This window comes from Blautia sp. St.27G3 (genome assembly GCF_059728505.1).
Window position 1 is genome coordinate 139,509 of record NZ_BAAGFO010000001.1, and the last position, 12,598, is coordinate 152,106.

The 12,598-nt window shown below is 45.9% G+C and carries 11 protein-coding genes, 1 tRNA gene and 1 other RNA gene; 8 read left to right on the forward strand and 5 right to left on the reverse strand.

The window, feature by feature from the left end; genetic code table 11:
* The first annotated feature begins 233 nt into the window (after positions 1-233).
* The 7 genes from AC6I2O_RS00565 (at position 234) to AC6I2O_RS00595 (ending at position 9,700) form a co-directional block, all read left to right on the forward strand.
* Positions 234-1,145: an AraC family transcriptional regulator gene (locus tag AC6I2O_RS00565; RefSeq protein ID WP_497741515.1), complete on the forward strand. Its 912-nt coding sequence runs from the start codon at positions 234-236 to the stop codon at positions 1,143-1,145.
* Positions 1,142-2,353, forward strand: a complete 1,212-nt coding sequence (locus tag AC6I2O_RS00570; protein ID WP_497741516.1) for an MFS transporter — start codon at positions 1,142-1,144, stop codon at positions 2,351-2,353. Before AC6I2O_RS00565 ends, AC6I2O_RS00570 begins: the two co-directional genes overlap by 4 nt.
* 75 nt (positions 2,354-2,428) lie before the next feature.
* On the forward strand, positions 2,429-3,784 hold the full coding sequence (locus tag AC6I2O_RS00575) for an MATE family efflux transporter (protein ID WP_120393199.1): 1,356 nt from the start codon (positions 2,429-2,431) through the stop codon (positions 3,782-3,784).
* 251 nt (positions 3,785-4,035) lie between these two features.
* The gene (locus AC6I2O_RS00580; protein WP_497741517.1) at positions 4,036-5,133 is read left to right on the forward strand and encodes a CobW family GTP-binding protein; all 1,098 of its coding nucleotides are present in this window, start codon (positions 4,036-4,038) and stop codon (positions 5,131-5,133) included.
* Between the two features lie 40 nt (positions 5,134-5,173).
* A complete protein-coding gene (locus AC6I2O_RS00585) occupies positions 5,174-6,118 on the forward strand; it encodes a TIGR03943 family putative permease subunit (RefSeq protein WP_497741518.1) in 945 nt (314 codons plus the stop codon).
* Positions 6,119-6,273: 155 nt separating this feature from the next.
* Positions 6,274-8,724, forward strand: a complete 2,451-nt coding sequence (locus tag AC6I2O_RS00590) for an HD domain-containing phosphohydrolase (protein ID WP_497741519.1) — start codon at positions 6,274-6,276, stop codon at positions 8,722-8,724.
* Between the two features lie 88 nt (positions 8,725-8,812).
* Positions 8,813-9,700, forward strand: a complete 888-nt coding sequence (locus AC6I2O_RS00595; RefSeq protein ID WP_120393195.1) for an MBL fold metallo-hydrolase — start codon at positions 8,813-8,815, stop codon at positions 9,698-9,700.
* A 96-nt stretch (positions 9,701-9,796) separates the two neighbouring features.
* On the opposite strand, the gene rbr is transcribed toward AC6I2O_RS00595, so the two are convergent.
* The 5 genes from rbr to ffs all read right to left on the reverse strand — a co-directional run bounded on the left by rbr (position 9,797) and on the right by ffs (position 11,857).
* Positions 9,797-10,345, reverse strand: coding sequence for a rubrerythrin (rbr, locus tag AC6I2O_RS00600; RefSeq protein ID WP_120393194.1), 549 nt, complete (start codon positions 10,343-10,345; stop codon positions 9,797-9,799).
* Positions 10,346-10,361: 16 nt separating this feature from the next.
* Positions 10,362-10,736 carry a Fur family transcriptional regulator gene (locus AC6I2O_RS00605; RefSeq protein WP_497741520.1) on the reverse strand — a complete coding sequence of 125 codons (375 nt, stop codon included), beginning with the start codon at positions 10,734-10,736 and terminating at the stop codon, positions 10,362-10,364.
* A gap of 197 nt (positions 10,737-10,933) precedes the next feature.
* Positions 10,934-11,022, reverse strand: a tRNA-Ser gene (locus AC6I2O_RS00610).
* A 39-nt stretch (positions 11,023-11,061) separates the two neighbouring features.
* Positions 11,062-11,562 carry a tRNA adenosine(34) deaminase TadA gene (gene tadA / locus AC6I2O_RS00615; RefSeq protein WP_120393252.1) on the reverse strand — a complete coding sequence of 167 codons (501 nt, stop codon included), beginning with the start codon at positions 11,560-11,562 and terminating at the stop codon, positions 11,062-11,064.
* Between the two features lie 33 nt (positions 11,563-11,595).
* Positions 11,596-11,857, reverse strand: an RNA gene (gene ffs, locus AC6I2O_RS00620) — signal recognition particle sRNA large type.
* A gap of 275 nt (positions 11,858-12,132) precedes the next feature.
* Here ffs and AC6I2O_RS00625 point away from each other — a divergent pair.
* Positions 12,133-12,591 carry a MarR family winged helix-turn-helix transcriptional regulator gene (locus AC6I2O_RS00625; RefSeq protein ID WP_120393192.1) on the forward strand — a complete coding sequence of 153 codons (459 nt, stop codon included), beginning with the start codon at positions 12,133-12,135 and terminating at the stop codon, positions 12,589-12,591.
* The last annotated feature ends 7 nt before the right edge of the window (positions 12,592-12,598 follow it).

Below are 12,598 nucleotides of genomic sequence, written 5' to 3' on the forward strand. Positions count from 1 at the left end.
GCCAAGCGTCCAGTCCAGGCAGACAACGTCGTTGTAACCGAGAATGGGGCAGAAAAAGGATATTTCATGGCAGAAAAGAGATATACAAAACAAAAGGTATTGCGTATAATAATGCAGAAAAAAAGTAGTAAAAATCAGGAGAAAATCCGTTTTCAGCAGATAATCCTGAAAGGATTGGGATGGCGGAAAACAAATATATTCATTCGGAAACAAGAAGAGTGAGGAGGCAGCTAATGGATATTGTAGATCAGCTTTTGTACCAGGGCGGAACGCGGGAACAATATATGCCGGGCTTTACGAAGAAATTTCCATATTATGCAATCTGCTCCAAAATGGATAAAGGATTTCGGATGGAAGCACCGTGGCACTGGCACAGATCGGTGGAGTTGTTCTATATGGAAAAAGGTTCTGTTGAATATTTTACTCCGGGAGGAAAGTTTGTGATTGCGGAAGGCTGTTGTGGATTCCTGGGAGCCAGTGTACTACATAGAACTGCCCTGCCCGAAGCATGCCATCACAATCTTGCGCTGCTCCATCTGTTTGAGCCGGTTTTTTTGTCAGGCGGGGCAGGCAGTCTGATTGATCAGAAATACGTATCGCCGTTTCTGGATGCGGCAGGGCAGGGGGTGCTTATACTGCGTCCGGATGTGAAGGGGGAGGCAGAGGTTGTGGAGCTGCTTCGAAGATCTTTTGAATTACAGGCGTCTTCTTATGGGTATGAGTTTCATCTTCGGGCCGCTTTATCGGAAATCTGGCTTCGGTTTCTGGAAATCTGCCCGCCTAAGGCTCCAGAAAAGTTGGGCCAGACAGACGATGGGGCGATTAAAAATATACTGTCGTATATCTATGACCATTACAGTGAAAAGATTGATATCACGGATCTTGCAAAAGCGGGTCATTGCAGTGAGCGTGAGTGTTACCGAAGCTTTCAGGAGTATCTGCATATGACGCCGGTGCAGTATATCCGGAGCTGGCGACTTGAACGGGCGGCAGAACTGCTGGCATCGGGAGAGGATACCGTTGCGGACATTGCGCTGGCCTGTGGCTTTGGTAGTAGCAGTCGGTTCGGAAAAATGTTCCGCGAGGCATTTTCCGTTACGCCGCTTGCATATCGTTTGAAATTGAGGGAGGAACATTCAAAATGAAAAGAACGGGAAAGGGACTTACTCTTTGTTATTCGCTGATTATGGTCTTTTTCTGGATGAACTATGCGGGTATTGTGGGATTTTCCAGTGTTTATCTGCTGGAATGTGGACTGACGAGCGCGCAGATTGGAATGATTCTGGCAGTTGCGGGAATTGTGGCAGCAGCGGCACAGCCGTTTGTGGCAGACTATGCGGACCGTCCCTCTGCCATATCACTGAAAACAATAGTGAGCGCAGGATGTGTGGTGGCAGCAATACTAACTGTGCTGCTTCTGGCCTTTTCACAAAGATCTGTTATGTTGACCGGGTTATTTTATGGCGGATGTGTCGTTCTTCTGCAATTTTTGCTTCCGTTTGTGAACTCTCTCGGAACGGAAATGATCAGTCAGGGGAAAAAACTGAACTGGGGCTTGGCAAGGGGAATTGGTTCGGCTGCATACGCCGCAGTATCTTACATATTGGGCATTTTGGTGGCAAAAGCAGGAATTGTATCTATTCCGGTTTCGATTTTCGTGTGTTACGTGCTGCTGCTGGTTACGGTCATGATTTATCCGTTTCAGAAAAGCAGGAGGCCGGAACTGGAAGAACAGGGCGATCGCACAGAAAACGGTAGTACAGTACAGACCTCATTTCTGAAAAAGTATCCGCGTTTTACAGCCGTTCTGGCCGGTACAACGCTTTTGTATCTCAGCCACCATCTGATCAATACATTTTTGTATCAAATTATACAGTCCAAGGGCGGCGGGAGTGCTGAGAACGGGCTGGTCATGTCACTGTGTGCATGCATGGAGCTTCCGACTCTGTTTTTCTTTTCTTACATGCTGAAAAAAGCAGAGAGTGGCACTTGGTATAAGGTGTGCGGAGTTTTTATCACGCTGAAGGCTGCGGCAACGCTACTTGTGCCATCTCTGACGTTGTTTTACTTTATTCAAATTTTCCAGATGTTCGGATGGGGCCTGCTGGCTGTCGCACCGGTTTATTATGCGAATCAGACCGTACGAGAAGAGGATGCGATTAAAGGACAGGCTTATATGGCGATGACATGTACGCTGGGCAGTGTGTTTGCGTCTTTCCTGGGGGGCAGCCTGATTGACATGGCGGGTGTAAATGTGATGGTGGGAATCGCCACGGCAGCAGGTCTGCTCGGCGCTGCAATCATTGTTCTGTTTACCGAAAAGTCTGTCTCCATACCCAAACAAAAACGATAGATTGGGCTGGAAAACCGAGCAAAAATAAAAAAGTAAATATAAAAAATAAGATAGAGAAAAAAGGGCTGAAATTCTATGAAAAATGATATGACAAATGGAAGTCCGCTTCGGCTTATGATCTTGTTTACCATTCCGGTACTGATCGGCAATGTGTTTCAGAATGTTTACAACCTGGTGGATTCTGTGATTGTAGGTCAGTTTCTTGGTGTAAATGCACTGGCGGCGGTGGGGATGACCGGAACGCTGACCTTTCTTGTGTTTGGCTGGGTAAATGGGATGGCCAGTGGATTTGGGATTCTTCTGGCACAGAGTTTTGGAGCCTCCGATGAAAAAAGGCTGCGCCATTATACGGTGATGTCTGTTTATCTGTGCGCTGCAATGGCGCTCCTGCTCACGGCAGGGCTTCTGGCCGCAAATGGGTGGATTCTGCGGATGATGAATGCGCCGGATGAAATTTTTACAGACACGAAGCAATATATTGACATTATTTTCGCAGGGCTTCCGGTGACGATTGCCTACAATATGCTGTTCAGTATCAGCCGTGCGCTCGGAGACAGCCGGACGCCGCTGATTTTTCTTATGGTATCTTCTGTTTTGAATATTTTTCTGGATCTTCTGTTTGTAGCAGTGCTTCCGCTTGGTGTGGCGGGAGCCGCGTACGCCACGGTGGTGTCACAGAGTGTATCAGTAGCGTCGTGTTTTTTTTATGTATACAGAAAGTATCCGGTTTTGCGCGCACAGCGTGGGGAGAGGCGTTTTTCATGGCGCAGCGCAGGAAGGCTTCTGATGATGGGAATCCCGATGGGACTGCAGTTCTCCATTACGGCAATTGGAACGATGATGGTGCAGTCTGCGGTTAATCTGCTTGGACCAGCCTACATTGCGGCTTATTCGGCGTGTGGTAAAGTGGCAAATATTGTAACGCAGCTTTTTCCGTCGATCGGCATCACGCTTGCTACGTATGTTGGCCAGAATATGGGGGCCGGAAAATGGGACAGAATCCGGCAGGGTGTTCGCTATGCGACTGTAATCACAGTTGCAGGCAGTGTGATTTGCGGGCTTCTCATGTTCTTTTGCGGCGGTGCGGCCACTGGATTTTTTGTGAAAGATCCGACCGGGGAGATTCTGGAGATCAGTACAACCATGTTTCATCTGACAACGTGGTGCTATCCGCTGCTTGGACTGATCTTTGTTTACCGCAATACGCTTCAGGGGATGGGAGACGGCCTGTTTCCAATGCTTGGAGGCGTGTTTGAACTGATCGCCCGTGCAATCATGGTAACGCTTCTGGCAGGACCGTATGGCTTCGCAGGTATTTGCCTGTGCGATCCGGGCGCCTGGATTGCAGCTCTTGTTCCTCTGATTCCAGTGTATGTGATTCGGATGCGAAAGGCGCCGGGCGGCAAGAAATTTGCTGTGATATCAGAATAGTTGAAGGCGACCTTTAAAAAAGCAAATGCTTTCATCTACAAGGACTCTCCAATCCTGAAATTTGGCCTGAGTATGCCTGTTTGCTGTAATTGACTTGCAGGTGAAATTGTTGTACTATATTTTATTAGTAACAGAGGGTGTTTGTTGCAACATTTTGATACAGACAGCCTGGCAGCCGTTCGATGCGCACAGATAAATGTGTGCTGCATTGGGTATACTGAGATTAGGAATGGTAAGAAAGAAGGGGTATCATGACGAAGGTAGATATTATTTCGGGCTTTCTTGGCGCTGGAAAGACAACGCTGATCAAAAAGCTGATTCAGGAAGTCTTTGCAGGTCAGAAAATTGTACTGATTGAAAATGAATTTGGAGAGATTGGAATTGACGGAGGCTTTCTGAAGGATGCTGGGATTAACATTACGGAGATGAATTCGGGGTGCATCTGCTGCTCTCTTGTTGGAGATTTCAGCAAGGCGCTTCGGGAAGTGACACAGAAATTCTCACCGGATCGCATCATCATCGAGCCGTCCGGAGTGGGGAAACTTTCTGATGTGAAAAAAGCTGTGGAGGACGCGGCAGAGGAAGCCGGGCTGGTACTCAATGCTCTGACCACAGTGGCAGATGCATCTAAGATAAAAATGTATATGAAAAACTTTGGCGAGTTCTATAATGACCAGATAGAGAGTGCGGCAACCGTGATACTGAGCCGTACACAGAAGCTTTCTGAAGAAAAACAGCTGAAGGCCGCAGAAATGATCTGTGAAAAGAATCCGGCGGCAACGGTTGTGACAACGCCGTGGGACAAGTTGTCAGGGGAGCAGATCCTGCATGCGATGGAAGGCAGTGATGTGCTGGCGCAGATGCTGATGAAGGAGGCGCACGAGCATCACCATGATCACAACGGGGCTTGTGGCTGTGAACACGAGCACCACCATGACCATGACGAGGCTTGTGGCTGTGAACACGAGCATCACCATGACCACGATGAGGCCTGTGGTCATGCCCACCATCACGATCATGAGGAGCATTGTAGCTGCGACCATCATCACGACCATCACCACCACCATCATGCAGATGAGGTGTTTACTTCCTGGGGAAGAGAGACGCCGAGGCAGTATGACAAGGATGAAGTGGAACGTATTTTGAAAACACTGAGTGATTCAGAAGCTTATGGGATTGTGCTGCGGGCGAAAGGAATGGTTCCGTGTGAGGACGGAAGCTGGATTCATTTTGATATGGTTCCGGGGGAGTATGAAATCCGGACAGGGGCTCCCGATTATACGGGAAGACTTTGCGTGATTGGTTCTAAGTTGCAGGAGGAGGCCCTGACGGAACTGTTTGGCCTGTAAATTATTGCAAATTTATTGTGAATAGAAAGAGGGGAGAGCAATGCAGCAGATACCGATTTATCTGATTACAGGTTTTCTGGAAGGCGGTAAAACGACGTTTCTTTCGGATGTGCTCACAGGCGGAGATTTTGACGATGGACAGTGCGGGCTTTTGATTCTCTGCGAAGAGGGAGAGGAAGAGTACGATGAAAAAATGCTGGCGGAGATGAACATTTCTGTGATTACCGTGGAGGAAGAGGCAGAGTTTCATGTGGATTTTTTGAAAATGTGCCTGAAACATTACAGACCGAAGCGAATTTTTATTGAGATGAACGGCATGTGGGACTGTAAATGGCTGTTTGGGAATGAGATGCCGTACGAGCTTGACATTGCGCAGGTCATTACAGTCGTGGATGGCAGTACATTTTCTGTGTATCTGAATAACATGCGGAGCATTTTGAGCAATCTGTTTTTATACACAGAGATGGTTGTATTTAACCGGTGTACGGAAGAGATGGAGTTGCAGTCCTTCCGCCGGACTGTGCGCGGTCTGAATCCGCGGGCAATGGTGTATTTCGAGGATGAAGAAGGAGAACCGATTGATCCTGGTATGGACCAGCCGCCTTATGATCTGAATGCAGATGTAATCCAGATTGAGGATATTGATTATGGGCTTTGGTATCTGGATGCGTTTGAGGCGCAGGACCGCTATGCAGGAAAAAAGGTTCGCTTCCGCGCCAAGGTCATGAAAAACCGTCATTTTCCGGACGGTGTTTTTGTGCCTGGACGCAATGCCATGACGTGCTGTGCCGACGACATTCGTTTTGTCGGTTATATCTGTAAAAGTGCTTTTGCAGATCAGTTGAAATCGCGTCAGTGGATATGGCTGACAGCCACTGTGAAATATGAGTTTGTGAAGGATTACGGAGAGGTAGGACCTGTTTTGTATGGGGAAACGTATGAATTAACAGGGCCGCCGGATGAGGATCTTGTTTATTTTAATTAATACGGCTAAAAACGACAGAAAAAGGCGGAATGGGTTTAGAAATACTTGCATAAAAAGGTGAAATCAAGTATATTAAAATTTAGACAAATTATTAATCTGTGACCAGAAACGGGTTTTAGGAAAGAACAAGGGGGATACAAAGAGGTGCAGATTTTATGAGTAATCATAGAGCTAAATATAAGATATTGATTGCAGATGATACGGAGATGAACCGTGAGCTGCTTGCAGAAATGCTCGAGGATGAATTTGATATTATAGAAGTGGAGAATGGAGCACAGGTGATCTCTGTGCTGCAGGAGCATGCGGCAGAACTGTCCCTGGTACTTCTTGATATTGTGATGCCGGAGATGGACGGGTTTGAAGTACTTGCCTACATGAACCGTTATCACTGGATTGACGATGTGCCGGTTATCATGATATCCTCAGAGACCTCGCCGTCGTATATTGACCGGGCATACGAATTTGGCGCTACGGATTATATCAGCCGTCCTTTTGACGCAGCAGTCGTACATCGGCGTGTTTCAAATACGATCATGCTTTATGCAAAGCAGAGAAAACTGACCGATATGGTAGCGGAACAGATCCATGAGAAAGAAAAGAGTAACAATCTCATGGTTACGATTCTGAGCCATATTGTGGAATTTCGAAATGGCGAGAGCGGACTGCATGTGCTGCATATCAGTACGTTGACGGAGCTTTTGCTGAAGCATCTGGTACAGAAGACGGATCGCTATCATCTGAAGAAAAGTGATATTGCATTGATCGGTACAGCGTCAGCATTGCATGACATCGGTAAAATTTCGATTCCGGATGAGATTCTGAACAAACCGGGCAGATTGACCGCAGAAGAATTTGAAGTGATGAAGGGTCATTCTGTCATTGGAGCTTCAATGCTGGCTGAGCTTCCTTTTTATCAGAAGGAGCCTCTCGTTAAAACAGCATATGAGATTTGCCGCTGGCATCATGAACGATATGACGGAGGCGGATATCCGGATCATCTAAAGGGCGAAGAAATTCCGATTTCTGCGCAGATTGTAGCGCTGGCTGACGTTTATGATGCGCTTACAAGTGAGCGTTGTTATAAGAAAGCGTTTTCACATGACGTTGCATTGCAGATGATTCTGGATGGGCAGTGTGGCGCGTTCAGTCCATTGTTACTTGAGTGTTTAAGTGAGCTTGGAGAGGTGATTCGAAAGGAATTGCAGAATAATTCTCTGAGTCAGCGCACCAAGGAAGAAATGCAGACGATGACCAAGGAATTGCTGCAGCAGGAAGAATTAGTTGCTTCCGAACGTGTGCTTCGGCTTCTCGAATGTGAACGGACAAAATTTCAGTTCCTTGCAAATGCATGTGAGGAAATTGTTTTTACTTATATGAATACGCCGCCAATCCTTTCTATGACCGAATTTAGTGCAAGACAGCTCGGGCTTGCTGAGACAGTCATTGATCCGCTGAAAAATGTCCCTGAGCGAGGCGAGCTCCATGAGGAGATTGTGGATCGGCTCTTAACCCGTGTAAAACGGGCAACGCCGAAAGACCCTATGGTTCAGCTGGACTGCAAAATGATGATAGGAGGCAGCCTGAAGCTGTGCAGGTGCGTATGTCAGACCATGTGGACTGAGACAGAAGAGCCTGAATACATGGGTCTTATTGGACGGATTTTTGATATTCATGAGGAATACGAACGTGTGCAGGAAGGAAGAGAGGCCGCTGTTTCCTATGCTATGACGGCAAGCCTTTCGAAAGAGTACGAAAGAGGTTACTTTACGCTGAACAAAGCGGAGGTGAAAGAGCTTGTCCGGAACCTGAGTTTTGTGTTTGATATGGTACGATTTGTGGATGCCGAGATAAACGAGCAATATGTGGTTGATGATAATGGTGAACTGCATAAAGAACCATATCAATGCTATGCATTGTGGAAAAAGGTGAAGCATTGTGAGGACTGTATTTCCGCAAAGGTTTTTGCGAGAAAGAACAAAGTAACAAAGTTTGAATTTGTGGGCGAAGATATCTACCATGTGATTGCTATGTACGTGGAAATAGAGGGAAAACCGTTTTCTCTGGAAATGGTATCAAAGCTGACAGATGAGACGCTGATCAGTGCGTATGGAAAGAAAGATCTGGTGGAATCCATTTCGAGCCATAACAAAAAGCTGTACATAGATCCTGTGACAGGAATATACAACAGGCGTTATTATGAGGACCAGTTAAAAGGCCTTGCATGTGTGGATGCAGTGGCTATGCTGGATGTGGATCATTTTAAGTTGATCAATGATTCACATGGCCATCAGGTTGGTGATATCGCACTGCGGCTTATCACCAAGACAATTCTTTCCTGTGTGCGAAGTTCTGACGCCACTGTGCGTTTTGGCGGGGATGAGTTTATTGTTGCATTCCGGTCAATTCCGCGCGAAATTTTTGAAGCAAAGCTCGAACTGATACGGGAACGGGTAAGTAAGCTTGTAATGGAAGAGTATTCGGAACTCGGATTTTCCGTCAGCATCGGCGGAGCATACGGGCCTGCAGAGATGCCAACTATGGTAGAGCGGGCAGATGCACTGCTGTATGAGGCAAAAACTGTCCGGGACAGTGTAAGAATTGGATAAACGATAGATAAAAGCGGGCACTCTGTATGAAAATGCGGGCGCCCGTTTTGTAGTACAGATGCAGAAGGAATAACAGGAGGGTACATTTATGTATGAATTGGTACAGATCAGTGAACAGACTTTTTATATCAACTGTCCTGCAAAAATAGGAGTTTACGTTACAAATGTAAATCAGGTCTATCTGATTGACAGTGGGAATGACAAGGATGCCGGCAGGAAGGTACGGCAGATACTGGAAAAGAACGGCTGGCAGCTGAAAGGGATTCTGAATACACATTCCAATGCAGATCATATCGGCGGAAACCGTTATCTGCAAAGTCAGACTGGATGCAGGGTTTTTGGCAGCGGAATTGAAGCAGCTTTTACACAGTATCCGATTCTGGAACCGTCGTTTCTATACGGCGGCTATCCGTGCAAAGAGCTGCGTCACAAATTTTTACTGGCACAGAGCAGCGAAGTGCATGATTTTTCGGATGAAAATTTTCCGAAAGAACTCGAAGTCATTCCTTTGCCGGGGCACTTTTTTGATATGGTGGGATTTCGGACACCGGATGATACGGTATTTCTTGCAGATTGTATCAGCAGCAGAGCAACCCTGGATAAATATGCGATTTCTTTTATTTACGATGTGGAGGCTTACTTAAAAACACTGGATTTGGTGGAGAACATGAAGGCTTCGATGTTTGTTCCGGCGCATGCAGAAGCGTGTGCAGACGTCAGGGAGCTTGTACAGTATAACCGGGAAAAAGTACATGAAATCGCAGAACGTCTGATTAAAATTTGTCAGGAAGCATTGACGTTTGAGCAGATATTGCAGAAAATATTTGAGGCCTATGGGCTTAGCATGAATTTTGAACAGTATGTTCTGGTGGGAAGCACCATCCGTTCGTATCTTTCCTGGCTGAAGGACAGAGGGGACCTGGAAACAGTGTTTCAGAATCATCTGCTTTTATGGAAGGCAAAACCGGAAATTTGAAGGAACGAAAAAAAGCGGGGCCGTACAATTTGTAAACTGTACGGCCTCCTTTAATGTCACAGTAATGTGTGATGCATACGTTATTTAGAATAAGCTCTAGTAATTTTCTGCGTGAATTTCAAAATAACTCTGTGGGTGATTGCATACCGGACATACTTCAGGGGCATTGGTTCCCACAATAATGTGTCCGCAGTTTCTGCATTCCCATACTTTTACTTCACTCTTGGCAAATACAGCGGCGGTTTCCACATTTTTCAGAAGTGCACGGTATCTCTCCTCGTGGTGTTTCTCAACTTCACCGACCATGCGGAATTTTTTGGCCAGTTCCGGAAAACCTTCAGCATCTGCGGTCTTTGCAAAATCTTCGTACATATCTGTCCACTCGTAGTTTTCACCGTCTGCTGCTGCAGCAAGATTCTGTGCGGTGTCGCCGATTCCTTTGAGCTCTTTGAACCACAGTTTTGCATGTTCCTTTTCGTTGTCAGCAGTTTTGAGGAAAAGAGAGGCAATCTGCTCATAACCTTCTTTTTTTGCCACAGAGGCAAAATACGTATACTTGTTTCTGGCCTGAGATTCTCCTGCAAAAGCAGCCTCAAGATTCTTTTCCGTCTGTGTTCCGGCGTATTTGTTGTTTTTCTGTTCCATTTTTGTTCTCCCTTCGTTATGAAAAATTATGATTTTGATTCTGGCATTCGCTGCACAGATAATTGATTTTCAGGTCATAGGACAATATGGAAATGCGGGTCTGCTCCTGGATCTTTTTTGTGAGATCGTCCAGTGTAATATCGGACAGTTTTCCGCATTTCTGACATACAAGATGATCATGCCGTTTTATTTTATCGTAGCGGTCCGAATAGCCTGGAACAGAAATCTTTCTGATAAGCCCCTGTGCATATAAAGAAGATAAATTATTGTACACAGTGGCAAGAACTGTTTTTTTATTCTGTTCTTTTAATTGGAGATAAATCTGTTCCGCTGTCAGATGATCTGTGGAAGCATTGATCATTTCCAAGATATATGCGGCGTTTTTCGTCATGATATTTTTCCTGCCTGTTTCAATGTTGATAGCTAAACAGTTGTCCTGTTAACCGCATAAACGTTTTAAATATAAGAATTAGAATAATTCTAAAAACAGAATAACATAAAAAAGAAATTTGTCAATAAGTATCTGATAGAAAATTTTTTCCACGAAAAATCACCGCAATCGTTGTATAGATTACGGTGATTCGTAAGCGGAGATGGAGGGATTTGAACCCTCGCACCGGGAGTGCCGGCCTACCGCATTTCGAGTGCGGACCCTTCAGCCACTTGGGTACATCTCCATATAAAATTTGCTGTATTTTATTATAGAACACGGTTTTTCACTCGTCAACTGCTTCTTTTAAGAGTTTTTTCTGTTCTCGCAGCTCACGGAAAAAGCCGGAAAGCAGCGTACTGCACGGTTCTTTTAAAACACCGCGTTCCACAAATACCTGATGATTAAATTCAGCCATTTCAAGGAGATTGAGAACAGAACCGGCACAGCCCGCCTTGGGATTCATGCTGCCGATGACGGCGCGTGTAATCCGGGACTGGACAATCGCACCGGCACACATCTGACACGGTTCCAGCGTAATATAGATCGTGCAGCCTTCCAGACGCCAGTCGCCCAGCTTTTTGCTGGCCCGGCGAATTGCGTTGATCTCAGCATGAGAGGTGGTATTTTTGTCCGTATTGCGGCGGTTGTAGCCGCGGGCGATAATCTCGTTCTCGTATACGATCACGCATCCGATTGGAACTTCCTTCAGTGCATATGCTTTTTTGGCCTGGCGGAGCGCCTCTTTCATAAAACGTTCATCTGCGCTTGCAGATATCTCCGGCATGGGGACCATCTCAAACATCCTTTCATGATAAATCCGTGCGCCTCCCTTCGAACGCATGCCATAGACGTTACCCTGACAGTTAACTCGATCCAGGCTGCCTTGCGGCACACAGGAGATTCCGCTTAGTGCTGCTTCGTTCCCGACCTGACACGGTTCACGGATTCCTGTTGCGCAAGACCCAGATGTCAACATCACTTATCAGGGGCAGCTCTACAACAGAACGCCCTCAGTTCGGCATCACCCCTGCTGTAGCGGATTGCAGGTTCAGGGCACCGCTAACTCCCCGGCTGCACGGACTATCTAACTATACAGGTTTTTAAAGGTTTTGTCAAGCATTCTGGTTAATAAAGTTACATACTTAAAAGATGCAAACTTATAAGTTTGCAAAAGATAAATAAAGGTAAAATGTGATTTAGAACAATTAAATTTTTATAAATTGCACAAAATCACCTTGCAATTTTTGTGAAAAAGCATATACTACCCATTAGCTAATTAATAATTAGCTGGCTAACTAAGTGTTTGCTTTGGAAAAAGTTGCGCAGTTTTGTGACAGGATTGTGAGGTGAGAACATGAAAGAAGACTTCAGGGAAGACACCGTAAATTTCTGGTTGGTTCGTATGATCCATGGTTACTCTTCCCTCAGTTTTAAAAAATTTATGGAATTGGGAGTGCACCCCGGTCAGCTTCCGGTTTTAAAAAGCGTGTATGAGGAAGAGGGAATCAGTCTGCGGGAACTGGCAAAAAAGATTCATGTCCGACCACCGACGGTGACTGTGACGGTGCAGCGTTTGGAAAAGGCAGGGCTGGTATATAAAAAAACGGACCCCACAGATTTGAGAGTCAACCACATTTATCTGACAGACAAAGGAAAAGATATCCAGGCCAAAATCCGGGCATTACTGGATGAAAATGAGTGTACAATGACAGCGGGATTTTCGAAAGAGGAGCTGACGACCTTATGCAGTTATTTTCAGCGTATTGTGGGAAATCTGGTGGATGCAGGAGCGGATATTCAGACAGAACAGTAGGAGGTAA